Genomic DNA, 23,191 nt, shown 5'->3' with positions numbered 1-23,191 from the left:
TCAGTTATCTTCCGTTACAATTTCCAGCATCCCGAACCCCGATGAATGCTTGGACCCCAAGCCCGCCTGATAAAAATACTGTAAAAGCTCGGGTTTTCCATGCAACTCGAATACTCCGCATGTGGCATCAACAAAAACGCGCCAGTGCTTTACCAATACCTTCCTGCACTGAATCGGCGTAAACTCAATCGTTCGTCCATCCTCCATAGAAAAACCGGCATCTCTTGCCTGATATCTCAGTACTTCTCTCATCTGTTCCGCAAACCCTTCATCCTCAAAGGAGAAAAAACGGTCTCTGTTTGTTTCTCTGTCATGCTTTCGGATCACAAGTCCGCCGCCCGTTGCCGTACGAAACACAACCCGGTCACTTGTGATCAGCTTTTCCGGAAGCTGTATGATTTTCTTTAGGATCATATAGTTCCCGTCTGGCAGGGGAAATACTTTCTCTTTCATCTGAATGAACGCCTGAAAGAATATTAATCCTGTTCTTTTTCTGTCATCCGCAGAGAAAAGTATTGACATCCTGCTTTCTGCAAGTTCTACCACATCTCCCTGAAACTTCGGCCCGGGGAACACCGCACTAAATGTATAATCTTTGTTTGGCGTCCCACTGAAATACCGATCGTAGAATCTGCCGTCTCCGCATTGAGACAACGCTTTCTTAAAAAAGGAAACCCAAATACGTTTGTTGTCCACTGGAAGCCGTGGGGACTTTAAAATAAAATCCAGTTTCAGTCTCACAGATGTCATCACGCTCCTTTCTTTTCATCCAGAATATCATATATTTATCAATAAATCAATAAATTTATTATAGTTTCAATACTATAGGTCTAATAATTAAATATTGTATTTTGGAAATATGTCGTATATAATAAGACAGACATATTTCCAGATTGGAATGTAAAGATAGTCTTGTATCTATATGTTAGTGGTGTCATAGTGGAACAATAAAATGGGGAAATCCCCCGCACAAAAAAGAGACAACTCTGAGGATTTGGCCTTTAAACCATAAATCCTCGGAGTTGTCTCTTTTTCCCGTTACCCACTCTTCTTCTTTTACTTCTCCCCACACACCTGAAATACATAAAACTTCAGATAATAGGAATCCCCCGCTCCCCACAGTATCGGATGATCCGGCGCCTGCGTCCTGAATTCCACCTGCCGCAGTCTCTTATGCACATTCTGCGCCGCCTGTCCGATCGTCTTAGTAAAGAGCTCCTGATCCATGAAATGAGAGCAGGAACAGGTTGCAAGATAACCTCCGTCTTTCACAAGCTTCATTCCGCGCAGGTTGATCTCCCTATATCCTTTCACTGCCTTTTTAATGGAGCTTCTAGACTTCGTAAACGCCGGTGGATCGAGGATGACCACATCGTACTTCTCTCCCTGTTTCTCCAGACGCGGAAGCAGGTCAAAGACGTCCTCGCAGATAAACTCCACCCGGTCTTCCAATCCGTTCAGAGCGGCATTCTCTCTCGCCTGTGCAACACCCAGTTCAGAGGCGTCCACTCCGGTCACGTGCTTAGCGCCCGCAATTCCCGCATTGAGAGCAAATGATCCTGTGTGAGTAAAGCAGTCCAGTACCCGCGCCCCTTTGCATAGCTTTGCCACTGCCCTTCTGTTGTATTTCTGGTCGAGGAAGAAGCCTGTCTTCTGTCCGTCCTTTACATCCACGTAATAACGCACGCCATTCTCCACGATTTCCACTTTCGTGTCAAAAGGTTCTCCGATAAATCCCTTGCGCCGTTCCATTCCTTCCTGCTCGCGGACTTTTGCGTCGCTCCGCTCGTAGACGCCCCGGATGTGGATGCCGTCTTTCTCCATCAGCTCTTTCAGAATATCCACGATCATCACTTTAAAGCGGTCGATGCCCAGAGCAAGTGATTCCACCACAAGTACGTCCGCAAACTTGTCCACCACAATACCCGGCAGGAAATCTGCCTCACCGAAGATCACACGGCAGCTCGAGATGTCATCCATTACCTTTTTCCTGTATTCCCAGGCGTTTTGTACGCGCATATGGATAAACGCCTCATCCACTTCCGTATCGCAGTTTCTCGTCATCATTCGGACGGTCAGTTTTGAATTCCGGTTGATAAATCCCCGACCCAGAGGATAGCCGTCGAAATCATGGACGAGCACGATATCGCCGTCCTCAAAGCTTCCCATAATACTTTCTATCTCATTATCGTAAATCCACGGACCGCCCTGCTTGAGTGTACGGCCTGCACCTTTTCTTAATGTAACAACTGCATTAGACATAATGTTCCTCCTGTGTAATATGACTAATCTTTCTGAATATTATCGTTTTCAATAACGTAATAGTTCAGCCCGCGCCATTCCTATGCAGGCATAAATACGTCGCCTGACATCAGATGGCTGAACTGTTACTGAATATCATACCACAGATCCTGTGTAAATTGATGTTTCTTGTGAAAAAGAGTATAATTACCATACCTCATTTTGAAAGGAAGACCTTACGTGAAAGACAAGATACTGATCCGCGGTGCGCGGGTCCACAACCTGAAAAATATAGATGTTGACGTTCCCCTCGGGAAAATCGTCGGCATCGCCGGTGTGTCAGGCTCCGGCAAATCCTCTCTCGCTCTGGGCGTACTTTATGCCGAGGGTTCGAGACGCTATCTGGATGCACTGTCCACCTATACGAGACGGCGCATGACGCAGGCGGCAAAAGCAGATGTGGACGAGGTGCTGTATGTGCCTGCTGCCCTGGCGCTGCATCAGCGTCCGGGCGTCCCCGGCATCCGCAGCACATTCGGCACGGGCACGGAGCTCTTAAACAGCCTGCGCCTGATGTTCTCCAGACTGGCAGAGCACAGATGTCCCAACGGGCACTATCTGTCTCCTACCCTCGCCGTAGCTGCCGGACAGGAACTGGTCTGCCCGGAATGCGGCGCGCATTTCTACGCTCCGTCTGCTGAAGAGCTGGCGTTCAACAGTCAGGGCGCATGCCGCACCTGCGACGGAACCGGGATGATACGGACCGTAGACCGCTCCACCCTTGTACCTGACGACTCGCTTACCATCGATGAAGGCGCCGTTGCTCCGTGGAATTCTTTGATGTGGTCGCTGATGACTGATGTCTGCCGGGAAATGGGCGTGCGCACTGACATTCCTTTCCGTGATCTGACTGACAGAGAAAAGGATATCGTCTACAATGGTCCTGCAGAAAAGAAACACATCCTCTATAAGGCCAGGAAATCCAATCAGGCCGGCGAACTCGATTTCACTTATTATAACGCTGTTTACACAGTAGAAAATGCTCTGGCAAAAGTCAAAGATGAGAAAGGAATGAAGCGCGTCGAGAAATTCCTGAAACTGGAGCCCTGCCCGGACTGTGGCGGCACGCGCCTCTCCGAAGCCGCACGGGCGCCGAAGCTCAAAGGCATTACTCTGGATGAGGCATGTACGATGACACTGTCTGATCTTACGAAATGGGTATCAGAAGTGCCCGCCTCCCTGCCGGAAGAAATGCGTCCCATGGCAAAGAGCATCTGCGAATCTTTCCAGACAGTGGCAAAGCGTCTGATGGATCTGGGACTGGGTTATCTCACACTGGACCGCGCCGCGTCCACCCTCTCCACCGGGGAACGGCAGAGGATGCAGCTTGCCCGCGCAGTGCGCAACCGTACCACGGGGGTCCTCTATGTACTGGATGAGCCTTCCATCGGACTTCATCCTGCAAATATTGTCGGACTCAACGGCGTGATGCACGATCTCATCGCAGACGGCAATTCTGTCCTTCTGGTGGACCATGATGCTCAGATCCTTTCTGAGGCAGACTGGATCATCGAGATGGGACCGGGGGCAGGTTCTGACGGTGGCCGGGTGATCGCTGAGGGATCCGTGCCGGAGCTTATCAAAAATCCATCTTCCATGATCGGTCCTTTCCTCACCGGGAATACACACGAAAGCATTGTACAGGCAGGAAACACGCACATTACAACACGAACACAGAGTGAGCAGGCTGATATATTTTCCGATGGCAGAATCCACCTCTCCACCTCTTCCATCCATACAGTAAAGCCTCTGGAAGCCGACATTCCTAAGGGCAGGCTGACCGCTGTCACCGGCGTGTCCGGTTCCGGCAAGACGACACTCATACTGGAGAGCCTCATTCCCGGACTGGAAGCATCCATACAGGGGAAGCCGCTGCCGGAACATGTGCGGTCTATCAGTGCGGACGGCATCACACAGATAAAGCTGATCGACGCAACGCCGATCGGGATCAATGTCCGCTCGACTGTTGCTACCTATGCAAATGTACACGATGAGCTGAGGAAAAGATTTGCAAAGACACCAGACGCTAGGGAGCTCGGATATAAAGCAGGAGATTTCTCATATAATACAGGAAAACTCCGCTGTCCTGTCTGCGACGGCACCGGCATCATCAGCCTTGACGTACAGTTCCTGCCTGATGTGAAGATCACCTGCCCGGACTGCCGTGGTTCCCGCTATTCCAGAGAAGCCGAAGGGATACGGTACATCAGTAAAAAGGGACAGACATATTCCCTGCCGGAACTGATGGCGATGGATGTGAATACCGCGCTGAAAGCCTGTGAAGATATGAAATCTGTCAGCCAGAGACTTCAGGTTCTGAAAGATCTCGGACTCGGTTATCTGACGCTTGGCGAAGAGACGCCCAGTCTCTCCGGCGGAGAAGCTCAGCGCCTGAAACTGGCAAGCGAAATGGGAAAAGCCCAGTCGGACTCTGTCTTTGTATTCGACGAGCCCACGATTGGCCTGCATCCCCTTGATGTCCGGACACTGATCGGAGTATTCCGTACGCTTATTGCCAACGGCGCCACCGTCATCGTCATCGAGCATGATCTGGACCTCATCCGCAGCGCCGACTATATCATCGATATGGGGCCGGGCGGCGGCGAGGACGGCGGCCGGATCGTGGCGGTCGGGACACCGGAGGAGATCAGGGCTTCGGCCGAAAGTATTACCGGAAGATATCTGTAAATATTTTTAAAGGCTGTCGCCGCCCGTAAGCAGCAACAGCCTTTACTCTTGAGTGTTTTATTTCTCATCTCTCATTTTCAGTATATTTTCTTCTATCCGTCTGATCACATCCAGGAAAACTGAGTCCTCCTGCCCGGTCGGATCTTCCAGGCCCCAGTTGACAATCTTCTTCCCCGGGATATTCGGACAGGCGACATTGCAACCCATAGACACATAAATATCCGCTTCCGGAATGTCGTCAAGCAATTTGGAATATTGATCTTTCTCCATATCTATGCCATATTTCTGCTTCATCAGTCTTACCGCATCCTGATTGATCTGCGGTTTCACTTCCGTTCCCGCGGAGTAACATTCAAAGATGTCTGACAGATATTTTCTTCCGAAAGCTTCCGCGATCTGGCTCCGGCAGGAATTGTGCACACAGATAAATGCAATCTTCTTTTTCTGTTTCTTCTTCATGGAGAACGGGCATCTTTTCCCGATACACTGATTATTCTGACCGCTGTAGGAACAGACGATATCAGTTTTTCCCATCGCAATCCCCATATTTTCCTTCACAAAATCAATCGCTTCGGATATAGAAAGATAAGAGTCTCTTTTGCAGCAGCGGGGCCCGCCGACCTCACCGATCGCTCCTAATGCTTTCGCCGTCATCTTATGAGCCAGTCCGAAATTATCTTTCCCGAGAGGCGTGGAGCCTGTAATGATGGAGACAAACATTCCGGTGCTGATCCCTGCACCGCAGGCGCCCCAGAACCCACATGCGCCGCCCGGCACAGACTGTCCCCTGCTGTTCATTTCGATCAGCGATTTTTCAAGATCGATCTCTCCGCCACTGTTTCTGTAAGCAGTCAGCAGCGCCATTCCCACCATAACATGATGCTCCGGCCCGTGCATGTGGCAGAATGGCATCGCCATCATCTTATCAAGTATCACGATAGGATTTCGTGATGTTTCTTCTAAGCACATCCCGATAAGGCTGTCGATTCCCTGCATATGACATTCATTGCAGACATAATGCCCGTTTATACATCTCGTTTTGCTTCTTTCCTTTTTATGGCATAATTCACATTCCATTTCAGTATCTTCGTTCAGATACTCCAACGGTGCTTTACAGATCAGACATTCTTCTTTCATACGCTCCTCCATTTAATAGCATAGTGAAATAAGTACCGGCACAGCCGCAGAACAGATGATCCCGTTGAATACAGAAAGGACCACCGTCTCTTCATTCGTATAGCGGATCAACATGGGCAACGTAGTATCCTCACTGGTCGCAGCCGCCGGCGCAATACATGTACAGGCGTTAAAATGCCGGGAAATATACGGGATCATAAAAAAAGCGCCGATTTCCCGCATCAGGCTGCTCAGAAATGCAATACTCCCCGCCTCTGCTCCGGCAAGATTGCTTACAGATACTCCCGCCAGACTGTACCATCCCAGACCGCCTGCGATGGAGACCGCCTGATTGACCGGATAATCCATCAACAGCCCGCACAGGACGCCGCCTGCCAGTGAACCGATGATGATACCACATGGAATGAGCAGGATTTTCACATGATACTGGCGGACTCCCGCCACGATCCCCCGATGAAGCCCTACACTGATACCGACCGAAAACATCAGAAAGTAAAGAAGCCACTCCGTGTGTGTAGACAGTGGCCGCAGAAGAAGAGCCACTGCCGGGACTGCTCCGCATCCGATCCCGAGTATCAGCGCACCGAGCGCCATGAATACCATCGGATCACTTTCCGCCGCTTCTGCTCGTCCTCCGGATGTTCTCCTCTGTCCGTTTCCCGCTTCAGCCCCGTCCATAAACCATCTGGTCAACAGATAGACAACCGCAACAGACAGAACTGTAGGAAACAAAAAGAACAAGAAACTTTTGAATCCCAGACTGAACAGTCCGGAGAAAAAGCCGTCTCTCTGGCTCAGTCCGACTCCCATCAGAAAAATAAGAACCAGCGTGCACAGAAGCTGTATACGTTCATTTAACGTTTTATATCGGACGGGGAAAATCCGTCCGACTGCGAATCCAATAATCATAAATACAAGTGTTGTCATTAGTGTTCCTGCCCCTTGAAATTATAGTGACTTTCCTATTATAGCTCCAGGCAGGTGTAAAACACAAGAAAAGAGTCTGACTTATTAAAATTTGGGGCAGTACTATTTACGCCGGAAAATCATATATCCTGCTTCCCTGAAGAGAAACACCGCTGGCAGAAATGTAACTTTCCAGCATTTTATATACTTACTTCTACGAAACCCTATGAGATTTCCTCTGCAGATCCCGCTTCTTATAATCTGCATCAATCTTCTTTTTCCAATCGGCTGACAACGGTGCAGCACTGGCTCTCACACTGGTGATTGCCTCGCTGATAACCTCGTAATTAAGGGCTGTTCCAACCTCGTCACAGTGATAATTCGCAGCCATAGCTTCATCGATCCCAAATCTTCTTGCCTCTGCAGCTGCGTCAATGTTAGCTCCAAGAAAAAGAAACTCCCAACCATAGCATTCCTTTTGGCGTTTTATCATACAGCTGACCTTATCGTAGCTGTAAAACCGACTTGCATTTTCCATGCCATCCGTAGTGATGATAAAGAGCGTCTTCTCCGGCACATCCTCTCTCCGGGCATACTTATGGACATTTCCAATATGATGGATCGCCCCGCCCACGGCATCCAAAAGTGCTGTGCAGCCACGGACAAAATATTCTCTGTCCGTAAGGTCTCGTACATTTGCAATGGGAACACGGTCATGAATAATCTCCGTCAGGTTATCAAACAGCACTGTGGACACTACTGCATCACCCAGTTCCTTACGCTGCTTTTCCAACATGGAGTTGAAGCCTCCGATGGTGTCCTTCTCCAGTCCCGACATGGAACCACTTCTGTCTAAGATAAATACTAATTCTGTCATTTTGATATCCTCCTGTTTTCTTTATTGTGATTTCATTATAAGAAAAGCGGGAGGATGAATGGTCGCATGGTATGCGACATTTTTTTATGCGCCGATCAGCGGCTGGTCAAACGCAAACAGGACTTCATTCAGCTCAAATACATTGTAATTTTCATTTATAAGAAAATACTCTACGATCACGTCAAATTTACTGCTGTGTGAAAGAGCAAAGCCGGCCCGGCCGATAAAATCCTTTGTCTCATCGATATTCAACTCCAGAGCGAAGGCAAAAGCCAGCGCCGTTGTCTTGGATGGCTTGTAGTCCTTATTATTGCGGATTTTTGAGAACAGCTTTCTGTCCACATTGGCCTTTTTATAGATCTCCGAATCTTTTTTCCCGGTACGATCGATCAGCTTAAGGAGCGTTTCGGAAAATCCCGCATCCAGATTTTTTAACAACTCTCCCCAATTTTCAGCCTCCATTGGAGCCGCTGCACCAACAGACATATCAAAATTCTCTTCCAATACCGGGGACTTATAAATACCCCCAGGGATACGGCTGCTCTCTTTCAGCCGTTCATTTCTTCTCCTTGCTTCGATACGGGAAGTATTTCCCCTCTCTGAGCCATACTCATCAAGTCTCTTGCTGCAGATATAATTTTCGTCAATATAGCTGCTTACAGACTTGAACAACTTCTCTGACAGTGCAAAGGCTTCTCTTCCAAATACAACCAGATAGATCTGCATCTCATTTTCCAAAAGGAAGGAACTGATCTCCCGGACAGCTATTTGCAAGGCAAGAGGCTTTGGGAATCCATAGTTACCGGTAGCAATCAGCGGAAAGGCAATGGATCCACACCCATACTCCTTTGCCAGTTCCAAAGACTTCCGATAGCATGAGGACAATATCTGTTCCTCACCATGAGTACCATCTTCCCATACCGGACCCACAGTGTGGATCACGTACTTTGCGTCCAAACAAAATCCGGATGTGATAACCGCATCACCAAAATCAATGCGTCCAATTTTCTTCCGTGCCACAAGCAGTTCGGGTCCGGCTTTTTTATGTATTCCACTGTCAACACCAGAACCAATGACCGGATTCGGATTTGCAGTATTTACCACTGCATCTACCTGCATATTTACAATATCATTTCGTACTATTTCAAATGGCATATTGATACCCTATCCTTTCCGTTTCACATATTTCAGTTCCATGTCGTATTCCAGGCCTTCAAGTCTCTGCAAACTGTGCCTGTGTATTCCTTTTCTCTATCCACGACCCAAACCCTCCGACCGTTTTTGCAATAGATATGCTTTCATACAAGAAAACCGAGCTTTTTGCAAGGCTTCTCTGATGATGCTAACCTTACAAAAAGCCCGGAAATACGCCGCTTTTCAGCCTTTATTTATCTTTCCTTGACAGCAAACATACCGTCTCCACATGCACCGTCTCACAGAACTGATCCACCGCCGTCATCTTCTCCACCCGATACCCGGCGATCTGCATCATCTCGAGATCTCTCGCCAGACTCGTCATCTTGCATGAGATATACACGATCCGATCTACGCCATAGCTTAAGATCTTTGGCAGCGCCTTCGGATGTATCCCGTCCCTCGGCGGATCGAGCACGATGACGTCCGGTTTTTCTTCCAGTTCATCGAGCACTTGAAATACATCGCCTGCTATGAATTTACAGTTGGAAATACCGTTCCTCGCAGCATTTTCCTTTGCAGCCTCAACCGCTTCTTCGACAATCTCCACGCCAACCACCTGCTTCGCCACCGGAGCCAGTACCTGACTGATCGTTCCGGTTCCGCTGAAGAGATCGAACACGGTCATATCATGGATATCGCCAATGTACTCTCGCACCGTCTCATAGAGCACTTCCGCGCCGCGCGTGTTAGGCTGGAAGAAGGAGAAAGGAGTGATCTTAAAGTCCAGTCCGAGCAGTTTCTCGTAGAAGAAGTCCTGCCCGTACAGGATCCTCGTCTCATCGCTCTTGACCACATCAGACAGTGAATCGTTGAGGATGTGCAGGATGCCCACGATCTTCCCGTCCAGATCCAGTTTCAGCAGTTCGTCCACCAGAGGGTGCAGATCATGCTCTTCCTGAGTAGTAGTCACCAGATTCACAAGGATCTCTCCTGTTGTATCACCGCGCCTTACAAGGAGATGGCGCAGATATCCTGTATGCTGCATTTTCTTATAATAACTTACATTTCTCTCCCGGAAATACTCAAGTACAGAGACTAGGATCCTGTTCATATCTTCATGGACAAGACGGCAGTCTGAAGCTGTCAGGACGTCGTATGTACTCCCCTTTTTATGAAGTCCCAGAGAGAGCGGTCCGTCCTTATACTCATCCCCAAAAGAGAATTCCATCTTATTGCGGTAACCGAATTCTTTCGGGCTCGCTTTCACTCCCTCGAACACATACTCTCCGTTTACTGCTTCATCCATGAGGCGGCGGATCTGTCCCTCTTTCATCTTCATCTGCTCTTCATAAGGCATCGTCTGGTACATGCATCCGCCGCAGGCGGGAAAGATGCTGCAGACAGGCTCTCTCGTCTCAAGCGGCGACTTCTCCAGCACTTCGAGCAGACGTCCCTCTGCATTGCCACGTTTGAATTTGTTGATCACAAATCTTACTTTCTGACCGGGTATTCCGTTTTTTACCGTCACATACTTTTCCTCTTCCGGGACATATACAATTCCTTTATTCGGGAAATCCACCCTCTCAATGATCCCTTCAAATATTTGTCCTTTTTTCATACAAATCTCCATTCTTCCACAGTAAAAGAGGCAGGGTGCAGTGTTCCTGCATCCCGCCTTCTTTTTCTGTTTACTGTTCTATTTCATTTTACCGGTCTTACACCTGATCGTCTTCGCTGAAATAATCATCAAAATCATCATCGAAGTCATCTTCAAAGTCTTCCAGATAATCCGGTGTGAAGAAACGATATACTGCATATGCGATCGCTGCTACTGCTGCAACTGCCCCGATGATAGCCAGTACCCAGATCACTGTATTTTTCTGTTTTTCCGCCTCGTTCTTGTGGAGAAGCTCACTTAATTTTGATTCAGCAATAAGCTCTTCTACTTTGCTCATAATACACGTCCTTTCCCTGTCCCTGAGACAGTGCTTACTTTCTAATTATTATAACACCAACATTTTCAGATTACTACTAATTTATTAAATTTTCACTAGTTTTGCAAACATGGCAAACATTTTCCTCACGCCTGCCGTATCAAATTCTACGGTAACTTCAAAGTCACGTCCGCCTTCTTTGATATCGAGGACAGTTCCTTCACCGAACTTCACATGACGGACACGGTCGCCCACGCCGTAAGACAGCTTGTCGCTCTTCTGTGCCGTAAGCTGGCTGCCTTTCGTCAATGCTGTAAAGGGCTTTTTCCCCGCAGCGCCATATGCTTTTCCGAAGCTTCCGCCTCTGCCTGTCCCTGCAAATGCGCCACCCCCGATGCCGTCTGCATTTCCGAAACCAGAATCGCCGGAATATGTATTTCCTGCACCGCCTGCCCTTTCCGCGCTGCTCCTGCCTGTATCCAGCAGTTCCGGCGGGATCTCGCTGATAAAGCGGGAAATCCTGTTGTACTGCGTCTCTCCGCGCACCATGCGTTTTCGCGCGCAGGTCAGGGTCAGCTTCTGCTCTGCCCGGGTGATCCCTACATAGCAGAGCCTGCGCTCTTCTTCCAGTTCCTCCGGATCATCCCCCGTGATCGTCATATAGCTCGGAAACAGTCCATCCTCCACTCCCGCAAGGTATACATGAGGGAATTCCAATCCTTTTGCGCTGTGCAGTGTCATGAGCACCACATAGTCCTGATCTTCTTCAAGGCTGTCAATATCCGCTACCAGAGCCACTTCCTCAAGAAAGCCGCTCAGCGTTGCTTTCTCGTCCCGGTCTTCACAGTCCTCTTCATAAGCTGCCGCTTTATTTAAGAGTTCTTCGATATTCTGGAGACGGCTCTCTGCGTCTATCTCGTCGTCCGCCTCGAGATTCTGTGTGTAGCCGGTCATATCAAGGATCTCATTTAACAGATCCGTCAGGCTCTCTTTCTCCGCCTGCCCTTTGAAATACTCGATCAGCGCCGCAAATGAATTCAGCTTCGCCGCGCTGCGCCCCGCTCCCGGGATCATCTCCGGTGCGAGCAGTGCATCGTAGAAACTGATTCCGCGCGCATCCGCCGCTTCCTGAATTCGGTTGATCGTTGTAAGTCCGATTCCTCTCTTCGGCACATTGATGATCCTGCGCACCGCCAGATCATCCTGCCCGTTGTCCACAGTCTTTAAGTAAGCCAGAATATCCTTGATCTCCCTGCGGGCGTAAAAGTTAATGCCGCCCACGATCTTATATGGAATATTCATGGCAATGAATTTTTCCTCCAGAAGACGAGACTGCGCGTTTGTCCGGTACAGCACGGCGCTGTCATTGTAGGACGCCCCGTCGCGTACTTCTTTTTTAATGTCCTCCGCGATAAATTCCGCCTCATCATATGCCGTGTCGAACTGTTTTAAGCAGATCTTCTGCCCCTCGCCGTTGGCTGTCCAGAGCGTCTTGTCTTTGCGGCCTTTGTTGTTGCTGATCACACCGTTGGCGGCATTGAGGATATTTTCCGTGGAACGGTAATTCTGTTCCAGTTTGATCACTTTGGCGTCCGGATATTCTTTCTCGAAATCGAGGATATTCCTGATATTCGCCCCGCGGAACTTATAGATCGACTGGTCATCATCGCCGACCACACAGAGATTCCTGTATTTGCCGGCCAGCAGGCTGACAAGCTTAAACTGCACGGTATTCGTATCCTGATACTCATCTACCATGATATAGCGGAAACGTTCCTGATAATTCTCGCGCACATCCGGCTGCGTCTGGAGAAGCTGCACTGTCTTCACCAGAAGATCGTCAAAATCAAGGGCATTGTTCGCCTTGAGCTGAGCCTCATATTCACGATATACTTTTGCGATCTTAAGCTGCGCAAAATCTCCCCCTGCATTCATTTCAAATTCTTCCGGCAGGATCATCTCGTTTTTCGCAGATGAAATTACAGAGAGCAGCATTCTTTCTTTAAACTGCTTCGTGTCTATGTCAACCTTTTTACACACGGCTTTCATCAGAGTCTTCTGATCATCTGTATCGTAGATTGTAAACCGGTTGTCATATCCGAGCCGGTCGATAAATCTTCGCAGGATACGCACGCACATAGAATGGAAGGTACTCACCCAGATGCTCTCTGAGCCAAAGCCCACCAGATCATCCACTCTCTGCCGCATCTCGCCTGCCGCTTTATTGGTAAATGTGATTGCAAGGATATTCCACGGGTTCACTCCCATCTCCTCGATCAGGTAAGCGATACGGTGGGTCAGCACCCTCGTCTTCCCCGATCCGGCGCCCGCCAGGATCAGAAGAGGGCCGTCCGTGTGCAGTACAGCCTCTCTCTGAGGTTCGTTTAATGTATCATATATGCTCATATGCCGCTCCTTATTCTATAGTTATTCACTTTCATGAAGTTTTCTTCTTCCACAAATATTTCCGATATTCTGTTCCCTGCCGGGAACAGCTGTAACCGTAATTATAATATAGTTAAAAGATTCCTGTCAATGAGTGCCATTTTCAAAGTAGCACTTGTCATCCGGTTTTCGATACTATATAATGAAGTCACTGGGGTGATAATATGACTATTGATACAAATGATATACTGAACAGCATACTGGAGAGTCTCGACCATGTAGATTATATCCGTCCGGAAGAGATTCCGAATATAGACTTATACATGGATCAGGTCACTACATTTATGGATGACCATTTTTCATCCACAAAGCGTTACAGCGACGACAAGATACTGACCAAAACGATGATTAATAACTATACAAAGAACAATCTTCTTCCGCCGTCTGTCAAAAAGAAGTATTCACGGGAGCATATGCTTCTTTTGATCCTGATCTATTATTTCAAGAATATCCTTTCGATCAGGGATATCGAGACCGTCCTGAAACCGCTCCGCGAGAAATATTTTTCCGGAGACGACATGATACAGCTCTCCGACATCTACAAAGAAGTCTGCGAGATGGAGAAGTCCCGTATCGAGCCTATGAAAGCCTCTGTACAGGAAGCCTATGAAAAGTCCCGTTCTGCATTTGCGGATATGCCGGAAGGGGAGGATCAGGAGAAGCTGAAGCTTTTTGCATTTATCTGCAGTCTCAGCTTCGATGTATATTTGAAAAAAATGATGATCGAAAAAATCATTGATGAACTCTCCGCAAAGGAAAAAGAAGAATAAAAATAACAGCCGGAATCACATGTAAATCATTGCAATTTCGTGATTGCCGGCTGTTTCCGTATCGTCTTATTCTTCTTTGTCTGTGTCTTCTTTATTGATCCTCTCGAACACCATATCATATCCGTCGTTTCCATAGTTGAGGGAACGGTTCACTCTGCTGATCGTAGCGGTCGAAGCCCCTGTCTTCTCCGCAATCTCCAGATACGTCTTCTGCTCACGGAGCATCTTTGCCACCTCAAAACGCTGTGACAACGAGAGGAGTTCATTGATCGTGCAGATATCTTCAAAAAATATATAGCATTCTTCTTTATTTTTCAGGCTGAGCACGGCTTCAAAAAGACTGTCAACGGCCTCTGTCCTTATTTTCTTACTCATATTAACCTTATCTCCTTTTCAACCGGTAGCATAAAATCTGTCTGAAACATCATCCCTCTGCCGAGGTCCGTGTCTCAGACTGTTATTATATTTTAGCACACTAAACTTTTAAAGTCCACCACTTTATTATGTGAAATTTTTTGCCCATAACAGTTCAGCCATCTGATGACAGGAGACGGATTTATGCTTGCATAAGAATCCGGCGACTGACAGTCAGATGAGCTGAGCGCCTGCTCATGAGCAAAGCAGCGGCGCAGCCGCAGTTAGCACGTCAGGGCGGCTTTGCGAATGGCGCGGGCTGAACTGTTACTTTGACTTCAGCAAGCCATCTGATGAAAAGAGATAGATCTATGCTTGCATAAGAATCCGGCGACTGACAGTCAGATGAGCTGAGCGCCTGCTCATGAGCAAAGCAGCGGCGCAGCCGCAGTTAGCACGTCAGGGCGGCTTTGCGAATGGCGCGGGCTGAACTGTTACTTTGACTTCAGCAAGCCATCTGATGAAAAGAGATAGATTTATGCTTGCATAAGAATCCGGCGACTGGCATTCAGATGAGATGCGCGCCTGTATAAGGATTACAGAGATTTATAGCAGTTCAGATAAGGTTTCAGCTTCTCCATATCCATCGTTACGACCAGTTCTTCAGGGAAATTACAGTAATCAAGAATCTCACTTACATATGAAAAGTTCCCGGCATCTGCATCTACATGCGCGTCACTCCCCGTTGTCACAGGCACTTCATACTGTTTGCACAGGTCGAGCATGGTCAGGATATTCTCCCGTGTCCCTACCCTGCTGCTTGCCGGCCGCATGGAAGAATTATTTATTTCCAGGAGCGTCCCCGTTTCTTTTGCTGTCTTTACAAGGATTTCATAGTCGAACGGAAATCGCCCGTCATCCGGATGACCGATGATATTGACATATGGTTTCTTCATGACTTCTACATAGGCCCTGATATTTTCCTCCGGAGTATGATCTGTCCCGTAACACGGAGTGTGCATGCTGGCCACAACAATATCGAGGTCCCGGCATGTACTCTCCGGAAGATCGATTCCCCCGTCCGGATCCATGATGTTGACTTCCGCTCCCATCAGGAGACGTATGCCGTCGCATTCCCTTGGCACTACGTCAAGATTCTGAAAGTAAAATAGTCCGCATGTTCCCGGCATTTCCGGTGCATGTTCCGTAAGGGCGAGAGCCTTTAATCCTCTCGCTTTTGCCGCTGCCGCCATCTCTTTGATCGTACTGTATGCGTGGCCGCTTGCCAATGTATGTGAATGAGTATCTGCTATAATTTTCATTTTTTTCACCTCACGTTTTTCTCAGAAACAATTCCTGAACATTATAGCATATTTTTTCCAGAATACAATTTTTCAGTCAGGAAAGAATATCTTCAAGATAACGCTCCGTCCTCTGATATCTGACCCCGAATTTGTGCTTGAATAAAAATCAGATGAACGGACTGTCACGACTGAGGTGAAAAATGAAAAATAATAAGAAAAATCAGGAAAAACTTATCGATGATTACGACTACCTTTCCAATGCGGCGTCTTCCACGGATTACACGGGACTGATACCGTCACTTCCGCAAAATGAAGCAGAACTCAAGTCGTACAATGACATCTGCCAGTTTCTCCCGTCGTCAAAATCGCGCCCGAAGCCATCAAAATCACACCCGGATTCGGAGAAATAATTCGACAAAACAGGTCATATATTGCATTTTTTCATTGTTCTTAACCTCTCTTGATGTTATAATGATTTTGTTGTAAATTCTGTTCAACAAAAGAGAGGAGTATAGATTTATGAAGTGTCCAATATGTGGAAAAGAGCTCGAATTGCGGAACAAACAGATTGGCACCAATGAAAACGGTGATCCGATCTTTAACGAATATGCCATCTGCCGCGACTGTAAAAAGCAATGGAATCTCGATAAGCAGCGTGCAAAACGTGCCGCTGCAAAAAAAGCTGCACAGGCAGCTTCCGAAAACAAAGATGCTCCTGTAAAGGAACGGGCACAGACGCACGAAACACCGGTAAAAAAACCAGCTCCAAAAGCGGAAACGCCTGATAAAAAGGCAGTTTTGGAGAAGGAGGGGACCGTAAAAAAAGCAGCCCCGAAGAAGAGTGCTCCGTCCAGAAAACCCGCTTCGAAGCAGGAAGCCGCTGTTAAAAAATCGACAGGTAAGGAAGAAGAACAGGTAAGAAAACCAGCTCCAAAACGGCGTCCGAGACCTGATGCAGAAGATTCCGACAAGCCCGCGAAAAAGCCTGTTAAGAAAAGACGTACAGAAGATTCTGAACCGGCAGAGGAAAAACGTTACAGCAATATTCCGCCGGAAAAAGTACGGACTAAACGTGAAAAAGCAGCCCGCAAGAGCTATGGGGATATGCTGGAAACCGGTACGATAGATAAGAAAGCCGTAAAGAAGAAAAAGAAACAGTTAGAGGATGAGACGAGCGAAATCAGAAGGAACACACAGAATAAGAAATATGAAGCAGAAGTCGATGAATATGATGATGACGAATATTACGATGATGTACCCAGATTCCGTCCAATGCGTATTATCCTTGGTATACTTTCCCTTGCAGCATTCGGTTACCTCATTTACAGAGGATTTGTAACCGGTCTCGCTGATACAACAGAGGGTGGGGCCGTATCTTCCGGCATGACATTTGTGATACTTGCGCTCTGCATGCTCGTATCCGCCCTGCTCTACTTCATCATGCAGAAGAAAAACACGGTACTCGCGTTCATTCTTCCGATGATATTCTATCTGGGTGCTGCGGTATTTGCATTTATCCAGAGAGGAGATGATCTGCAGCTGCTCATAGCAGCGATTGCAGCCGCTGTATTAGCCGTTATTTCTCTCATTCTCGCTATCACTTCCCGTGGAGGCGGTTATGATGATGAAGACGATTATGATGATGCTTTTGAAGATGACTATGCAGATGATGATTACGACGAATAAGCACATAACTGAATATCGGTACGGAATATAACAAACCAGGATGCCGCAGGACTGCGGCATCTTTTTTTGTAAAGGCGGCAGGTCAAATCCAGGGATCCTACGAGCTTTTCCCACTGGTCACAAACTTGGAATATACCCTTTTGCATTTCCGGTGACCGCGCACGTTTTCTGATTTTTCCACATATATTGTAAGGAATTTATTAAATATTTATCGCGGAGGAATTATGAAAAAGCGCATTATTGCATGTCTGACCGCTGTTGTCCTCTGTCTCTGCCTGTTTGCCGGATGCTCACAGAAAACAGAGACAGAATCTCCTGTATCGGAAGAGGATGCCACAGAGAAGAATACAGCAGAACAGGCAGAAGAACCGGAACTGACTCCGGTCACACTAAATGAAGTTGCTCACTCAATCTTCTACGCACCTATGTATGTAGCGATCGAAGAAGGTTATTTTGAGGAGGAAGGAATTGACCTCGAACTCGTATGCGGGTTTGGGGATAACATGTTAGGCATAGACGCCCTCAAAAAACCGCGTATTTGCGTTGCATAGAAACATTTTATTTCTTGCATTTTGCACAACGATTTTTCGTCAAATTATACAACGAGATGATACAATTTTCCACCCCGGAGTTGATGGCTCCGGGGTAAATTATTAATACGTCAGATTACTGATATTGAAGGCAGTGTTCAGGCTGTCTCCCAGAACCACACGGGATCCCTTGATCTCGATCACCTTGTAATATTTTTTCGTAACAGACGAGATCAGCTTCACGCCGTCATACGAAACAGCCGTCTTCGGTTTCGCTTTCATCCCGACTTTCAGGGTCTTCTTTGCTGTTCCGGAAGATTTCACGCCGAGCATCTCATTGACCCTGTTCTGGATTGTATTATAGTTATATCCGGCCGCCTCAAGCTTTTTCTTCCGGTCATCGCCATTCCCCCACTTGCCTGCAATAACCTCTTTTGCGATCGTATCTGTAGATTTTTTACCGGTACTTGCTGCCGATTTGGATTCATCCGGCTTGGACGCACTTTCCGATCCGGATGCTTTAATACCAAATATACTCAGGATCCCTTTTGCAATGTCGTCCATCTGTCCGTTAAATATCTTAACATCCTGTGCATTGGTGATGAATCCGCATTCAAGCAGGCGGTAGGGATATCCTTTTGCGGCGGCCCGTTTCGGGTTTGCCAGATCACTGCGTTTTACAATTGTACTTGCTCTGCCCGGAAGAATATCAGAAATAAATTCCGCCAGTGCTTTGTCATATTTGTCCGGATCATATGTGGAATTAATGATAACGTGGCCGCCGCGGGCAGAGGATGCGGACGCCCCGTCCATATGCAGCTCTACAATCTGCCAGTCTTTTGAGATGTTCAGGGAGCTGATCAGGTTATCCTTATACCAGTCCCGGCTCGTATCCCCGACTGTAACATTGTCGCCGCCGTACGCTTTTATCTTCTTTGCAAGGGCCCTGACTCTTTCATATTCCTTGTACCCGTTTCCGGATGCTCCCGGATCTCCGTCTCCATGTCCTGCAATAATAAAAATGTGTGCCATATTCTACTCCTTTCCGTTGCGACGTCGCAACACAAACAGGACGGTTGCCCGCCCTTTGATCTACTCTGTTTTCTGAACCTGCTTAATGATCTGATTCACATATGTGCTTAACCCGGCCACTAATATTCCCTGTACAATCGCTGTAAATATCGCCATTGCGATATTCTGACCGGAATCAAGCGGGCAGGTGGCAACCACCCAGACAGCGCAGATCACAATACCGGCTGCCCCCAGAATAATCGGGATGTACTTATCCGGTATAGCCTGAGCCTTTTTCAGGCCGACTCCGACAAAATACAGCACAACTGCAACAACAATCAGTTCCGGTTTTACATAGTTCATAATCTGTTCCATAGTCATTCCTCCATATCATGCGCCTGTTTATTCAGGTGCTTTTCAATCTTATTAATTGCTTCTGTCACCGGACCATTACAGCCCTGTTCCTTGAGTCCTTTCAGGCAGGCGAGAAGCCCGTAGGTGATCAGACACTGTTCTTCATTAATCTTCCGGATATCCTCTTCATGGGTTTTGCGTATCTTTTCGGTCTTCTCCTCAAGTTCTTCCGGCTTTTTGAAGAATTTATACGCCGCGATCAGCACTCCTCCGATCACTCCCAGCGCACCGATCAGGCTGCCTGCCGTGATAATTGTCCCTATGCTTATGTACACGGGTTCTACCTCCATACTATTTTATGCATAAAAATAAGACCGGTTACGGTCTGTCTCTGATGCCCATATTCTCACCTGCCTTTATGCGTCCTCCCAGTCAGCCGGGTATTCCTCCGGGCTGAAATTGGTATCCCTCAGACACTTTTTAACTGTTCCGTCCGTCCAGATCATATACTCACCAACGTGATATATTCCAGATGTCCCCGTTTCCGGTTTCTCCCACGGAAGTGCATACTCTTTTTTACGGGAATGCCACGCCGACCAAAGGGCCCGGTTTTTAATTGTCCAATCGTCTCCGGTATTTGTGATACTATCATGTGCGACAATACATTCGTACGGATATCCAGTATCAGGATCGGTCCGCACATCACCAACAACATAGTTTCCACGCTTCCACACTGGGAACAGCGCCATACACTGAATCCCCAGCGTCTTATCATCGCTTTCTGCGATCTGCGCAAGCACCGCCTGCGTCTGAATTTCCTGCAGGGCGACTGTCGGATCTGGCTGTGCTGGTTTCAGTTCCCACGACTGGACAATCTTATTTTCCTGCTCTGTCCAGCTGGGGACTGCCTGCTGGGTCTGGGTGGATACCGCAGGAGCTTCGGATGTTTCTACGTCCTTGTATCCCTGTCCCCGGAGTACATCATCACCTGGGTTGAATATCGTCTTTCCGTCTATGATTATTTTCCTCGGAGCGTAACTGAGTGCTCCATCAATTAACTTTGCTAACATAACGCCTCCTGTTTTATCTCCCCCATATTTCTATCGTTCCGCTGTAAATCTGATAATCTTGAATTTTACTCTGTGTAATAGATATTTTATTTGCCACACCTATACCAGTATTTTTCTCCCCCATAACTGTTTGCGGGTTTGTAAATGCTAACGTTTCATAATCAAATGATACACAGTTTTCGCACCATCGGTTTCCCTTATGTTCAAGTGAAATTTCTCTGTGCCTTATCCCGCTTTCTTGTTTCACATTATGATTCACGCTCATATATGCGTCATTTATTTGGATGCTGTATCCCATAGTTTGATTAGATAGCAGATTATCGTCACAAATAAAGAACTCTGTACACCCATTGCAGTCAAAATCAAATTTTGATGTTCCGAGATCCTCTTCTGAAAAAGTTTTTGTTCCTATTAACTTCCATTCTTTCATTTCTTCACCTCCGCTACTCTCCATCATTGCCCGTCGCCTTAGAAGTGACATAACATCACCTCCGGGACTCGACAGGTTATTCCGGTCAGGTTACAATTCTGTGTGCTGTGCTGTGCTGTGCTGTGCTGTGCTGTGCTGTGCTGTGCTGTGCTGTGCTGTGCTGTGCTGTGCTGTGCTGTGCTGTGCTGTGCTGTGCTGTGCTGTGCTGTGCTGTGCTGTGCTGTGCTGTAAGCTGCTGCGTCAAGAGCATAAACACCTCATTCTGAGTCATTGGCTGTTTGTTTTTCTGTTTTTGATAATCTTCGTACGCAGCCATCACCGCAGCTTCCTCTTCTTCACTTAGAGCTAAAATTGCTCCGTTTTCAAATTTGAACATTTAATTTCCTCCAATATGAAAAATGAATACTATACGCCATAAACTCTTCTCAAAACAAAATGGTTATTATTCCAAGTTGCACCCGCACCTGAAATATTACTTGTTGAATTATTTTCATTCCCACTTATAGTAACGTTGTCACTCTCAAAATATAAATATTTCCATCCAAGCCAGTTATTTGTACCGACAAGAAGAAAAGAATATCCACCTCTATTTTGGTCTAATTGCTGTTTTGGAAGAAAATTAGTGTTCCACTGATAATCATATGCCTGCCCATCCTCATAGGCACTCCACATGAGAACTATTCCGTTTGGAAAATCAAGCCATGATTTCGGCAACTTGATCGACTGGGTCGCGTTCATATAAAGCACGCCTTCCCACAATAGTTCCTGTGTATCATCCTGGTTTACATGTCTTTTCCATGTACTCCATGCACCATTATAATAATATCGATGGTATATCGATCCGTTGCTGTTATACGGAATAGCACACTGTGCTCTGTTTGCGCCTACCGATTTTTCTTCATAAAACATCGTGTGAATATACATATAGCCCGTGTTGGGTGTATTCACATTTGTCATGATAAGGCTTTCCAGAGTTGTGTTCGGATCCAGGATATCTTCCGCCGTGAAATTCACATTTGCGCAGCCGTTAGAGAATACCGTATTGAACTGATCCCTGAACCCGATCCGGCTTGCCGGTCCGCCAATCCTAACTCCATTCCCCCCTGAAAGAAAGTCTATGATATATTTCATCGCGGGCAGTACGATCGAGTAAGTTGCATTTCCCTTTGCGTCTGTGACGACAATCTGAATATCATAATCGTATTCCGTATCTAATGCATTGTTTCCAACAACTTTGCTCACCGTGCCGCTCGTAGCTGCACCCCCGGATACTGCTGTCACTGAACTCCACCCCGTATCGGTTGGTCTTTTCCACTGTATTACTACGCTCGCGAGCCCACCGCTGTTTACTGCATCTATCTGCCAGTTAAATACGACTTTTGCATACTGGCCGTCCTCCGCAAGCGTTCCGGATGCAGTGCATCTGTCTGCTGCAAGCCCTGTAACGATCGGCTCAGAGTACGCAAGCTCCCATATCGCATATAACGTGATTGCTGAATTTCCTGTATAGTCCGCGCCTGGAGCATACGCTACCGTAGTCGATGCTGCGGAAGTTCCCCAACCAAGGAAGTTATAGTTTGTCCGCGTCGGCTTCGCAGTGGATAATTTGAGCGTCACACCATAAGTTTTCGTCTGATTCGCAGGAGCGCCAGTGCCGCCGTTTGCATCATACTTAACCGTATATGTATTGGCTTTCCATATTGCGTACAGGGTGTCTGAAGCATTTGCCGTATAATTCGCGCCAGCTGCATACACGACACTTCCGGTCGCTGATGTCCCCCACCCTTGAAACGTATATCCCGTCCGGGTTGGTTTTGTCGTAGACAGTTTTAATGTTTTCCCATATGTTTTCGTCTGCTTACCGGGCGCGCCAGATCCGCCATTTGCGTTATATGTGATCGTATATGTCTTAGTTGGTATGGTGCAGATTGCAGTTGAACCGCTGATCTGGGATTTATATGTCTGTGACGCCGTGTACTGAGCAGAAGCGGTCGATCCAAGCGTAAATTTGGCTCCGTACGCCACGTTCTTGGTATATGTACTGGAAGTACCATAGGTTCCGGTTCCGTTGATACTGAACGTTTTTCCCCAGGATGATGTCAGATTTGAACCATAAAAGTTTCCAGTTGTTACCTGAACGTAAAATTTATAACTGACTTTATAGTAACCATTATTCTGATCAGCATAGGAATATTCACAGACAACCCTAAATTTAGAGTTCGCTGTGCCAACTGTATTGCCGTATATTTTTGCCATT

At 47.3% G+C, this 23,191-nt stretch carries 23 protein-coding genes and 1 pseudogene; 5 read left to right on the top strand and 19 right to left on the bottom strand.

Features of this window, described 5'->3' with window-relative positions:
- Entirely contained in the window at positions 1–741 is a 741-nt protein-coding gene (gene cas6, locus FNY66_RS04610; RefSeq protein WP_190324783.1) for a CRISPR-associated endoribonuclease Cas6, read from the bottom strand.
- A 315-nt stretch (positions 742–1,056) separates the two neighbouring features.
- Positions 1,057–2,262 carry a class I SAM-dependent rRNA methyltransferase gene (locus tag FNY66_RS04605; RefSeq protein WP_150310418.1) on the bottom strand — a complete coding sequence of 402 codons (1,206 nt, stop codon included), beginning with the start codon at positions 2,260–2,262 and terminating at the stop codon, positions 1,057–1,059.
- A 219-nt stretch (positions 2,263–2,481) separates the two neighbouring features.
- Between FNY66_RS04605 and FNY66_RS04600 the strand changes: the two genes are divergently transcribed.
- Positions 2,482–4,989, top strand: a complete 2,508-nt coding sequence (locus FNY66_RS04600; protein ID WP_150310417.1) for an excinuclease ABC subunit UvrA — start codon at positions 2,482–2,484, stop codon at positions 4,987–4,989.
- 57 nt (positions 4,990–5,046) lie between these two features.
- Here the strand turns inward: FNY66_RS04600 and FNY66_RS16100 are convergent, their stop codons facing one another.
- The 8 genes and pseudogenes from FNY66_RS16100 to pcrA form a co-directional block, all read right to left on the bottom strand.
- Entirely contained in the window at positions 5,047–5,448 is a 402-nt protein-coding gene (locus FNY66_RS16100; RefSeq protein WP_150310495.1) for an arsenate reductase ArsC, read from the bottom strand.
- Positions 5,449–5,463: 15 nt separating this feature from the next.
- A pseudogene (locus FNY66_RS16095) lies at positions 5,464–5,958 on the bottom strand (DUF5714 domain-containing protein); the annotation flags it as partial.
- A gap of 180 nt (positions 5,959–6,138) precedes the next feature.
- Positions 6,139–7,053, bottom strand: a complete 915-nt coding sequence (locus tag FNY66_RS15720; RefSeq protein WP_229409446.1) for a lysine exporter LysO family protein — start codon at positions 7,051–7,053, stop codon at positions 6,139–6,141.
- A 193-nt stretch (positions 7,054–7,246) separates the two neighbouring features.
- Positions 7,247–7,909, bottom strand: coding sequence for a vWA domain-containing protein (locus tag FNY66_RS04580; protein WP_150310416.1), 663 nt, complete (start codon positions 7,907–7,909; stop codon positions 7,247–7,249).
- A gap of 84 nt (positions 7,910–7,993) precedes the next feature.
- Complete coding sequence (locus tag FNY66_RS04575; RefSeq protein WP_150310415.1) at positions 7,994–9,064, bottom strand: macro domain-containing protein; 1,071 nt, start codon at positions 9,062–9,064, stop codon at positions 7,994–7,996.
- A gap of 229 nt (positions 9,065–9,293) precedes the next feature.
- Positions 9,294–10,664 (bottom strand): 23S rRNA (uracil(1939)-C(5))-methyltransferase RlmD, encoded by a 1,371-nt coding sequence (gene rlmD, locus FNY66_RS04570; RefSeq protein ID WP_150310414.1) that lies wholly within the window; start codon positions 10,662–10,664, stop codon positions 9,294–9,296.
- 97 nt (positions 10,665–10,761) lie between these two features.
- Positions 10,762–11,001 carry a hypothetical protein gene (locus FNY66_RS04565; RefSeq protein WP_087151993.1) on the bottom strand — a complete coding sequence of 80 codons (240 nt, stop codon included), beginning with the start codon at positions 10,999–11,001 and terminating at the stop codon, positions 10,762–10,764.
- Positions 11,002–11,085: 84 nt separating this feature from the next.
- Complete coding sequence (gene pcrA, locus FNY66_RS04560; RefSeq protein WP_150310413.1) at positions 11,086–13,386, bottom strand: DNA helicase PcrA; 2,301 nt, start codon at positions 13,384–13,386, stop codon at positions 11,086–11,088.
- A gap of 203 nt (positions 13,387–13,589) precedes the next feature.
- Between pcrA and FNY66_RS04555 the strand changes: the two genes are divergently transcribed.
- Positions 13,590–14,195 (top strand): DUF1836 domain-containing protein, encoded by a 606-nt coding sequence (locus FNY66_RS04555; RefSeq protein ID WP_087151995.1) that lies wholly within the window; start codon positions 13,590–13,592, stop codon positions 14,193–14,195.
- A 66-nt stretch (positions 14,196–14,261) separates the two neighbouring features.
- Here FNY66_RS04555 and FNY66_RS04550 read toward each other — a convergent pair whose 3' ends face one another.
- On the bottom strand, positions 14,262–14,570 hold the full coding sequence (locus FNY66_RS04550) for a YerC/YecD family TrpR-related protein (protein ID WP_087151996.1): 309 nt from the start codon (positions 14,568–14,570) through the stop codon (positions 14,262–14,264).
- A gap of 575 nt (positions 14,571–15,145) precedes the next feature.
- Positions 15,146–15,871: a phosphatase gene (locus FNY66_RS04545; protein WP_087151997.1), complete on the bottom strand. Its 726-nt coding sequence runs from the start codon at positions 15,869–15,871 to the stop codon at positions 15,146–15,148.
- A gap of 182 nt (positions 15,872–16,053) precedes the next feature.
- Here FNY66_RS04545 and FNY66_RS04540 point away from each other — a divergent pair, with 182 nt between their 5' ends.
- The 3 genes from FNY66_RS04540 (at position 16,054) to FNY66_RS15715 (ending at position 18,090) form a co-directional block, all read left to right on the top strand.
- The gene (locus FNY66_RS04540; RefSeq protein WP_087151998.1) at positions 16,054–16,263 is read left to right on the top strand and encodes a hypothetical protein; all 210 of its coding nucleotides are present in this window, start codon (positions 16,054–16,056) and stop codon (positions 16,261–16,263) included.
- Between the two features lie 109 nt (positions 16,264–16,372).
- Positions 16,373–17,539, top strand: coding sequence for a hypothetical protein (locus tag FNY66_RS04535; protein WP_150310412.1), 1,167 nt, complete (start codon positions 16,373–16,375; stop codon positions 17,537–17,539).
- A gap of 224 nt (positions 17,540–17,763) precedes the next feature.
- Entirely contained in the window at positions 17,764–18,090 is a 327-nt protein-coding gene (locus FNY66_RS15715) for an ABC transporter substrate-binding protein (RefSeq protein WP_229409445.1), read from the top strand.
- Between the two features lie 102 nt (positions 18,091–18,192).
- Here FNY66_RS15715 and FNY66_RS04525 read toward each other — a convergent pair whose 3' ends face one another.
- The 7 genes from FNY66_RS04525 to FNY66_RS04495 all read right to left on the bottom strand — a co-directional run bounded on the left by FNY66_RS04525 (position 18,193) and on the right by FNY66_RS04495 (position 23,190).
- A complete protein-coding gene (locus FNY66_RS04525; protein WP_150310411.1) occupies positions 18,193–19,101 on the bottom strand; it encodes an N-acetylmuramoyl-L-alanine amidase in 909 nt (302 codons plus the stop codon).
- Between the two features lie 60 nt (positions 19,102–19,161).
- The gene (locus FNY66_RS04520) at positions 19,162–19,455 is read right to left on the bottom strand and encodes a phage holin family protein (RefSeq protein ID WP_150310410.1); all 294 of its coding nucleotides are present in this window, start codon (positions 19,453–19,455) and stop codon (positions 19,162–19,164) included.
- 2 nt (positions 19,456–19,457) lie between these two features.
- The gene (locus FNY66_RS04515; protein ID WP_150310409.1) at positions 19,458–19,769 is read right to left on the bottom strand and encodes a branched-chain amino acid ABC transporter permease; all 312 of its coding nucleotides are present in this window, start codon (positions 19,767–19,769) and stop codon (positions 19,458–19,460) included.
- Between the two features lie 81 nt (positions 19,770–19,850).
- Positions 19,851–20,504, bottom strand: coding sequence for a hypothetical protein (locus FNY66_RS04510; RefSeq protein ID WP_150310408.1), 654 nt, complete (start codon positions 20,502–20,504; stop codon positions 19,851–19,853).
- A 13-nt stretch (positions 20,505–20,517) separates the two neighbouring features.
- Positions 20,518–20,934, bottom strand: coding sequence for a hypothetical protein (locus FNY66_RS04505; RefSeq protein ID WP_150310407.1), 417 nt, complete (start codon positions 20,932–20,934; stop codon positions 20,518–20,520).
- Between the two features lie 85 nt (positions 20,935–21,019).
- Positions 21,020–21,310 (bottom strand): hypothetical protein, encoded by a 291-nt coding sequence (locus FNY66_RS15610; protein ID WP_202879154.1) that lies wholly within the window; start codon positions 21,308–21,310, stop codon positions 21,020–21,022.
- A gap of 29 nt (positions 21,311–21,339) precedes the next feature.
- Entirely contained in the window at positions 21,340–23,190 is a 1,851-nt protein-coding gene (locus FNY66_RS04495) for an InlB B-repeat-containing protein (protein WP_150310406.1), read from the bottom strand.
- Position 23,191 lies beyond the last annotated feature (1 nt).

The organism is Mediterraneibacter catenae (assembly GCF_008691045.1).
In the GTDB taxonomy this organism is placed as follows: Bacteria; Bacillota; Clostridia; order Lachnospirales; family Lachnospiraceae; genus Mediterraneibacter; species Mediterraneibacter ornithocaccae.
This window is presented reverse-complemented; position numbering and strand designations above follow the sequence as displayed.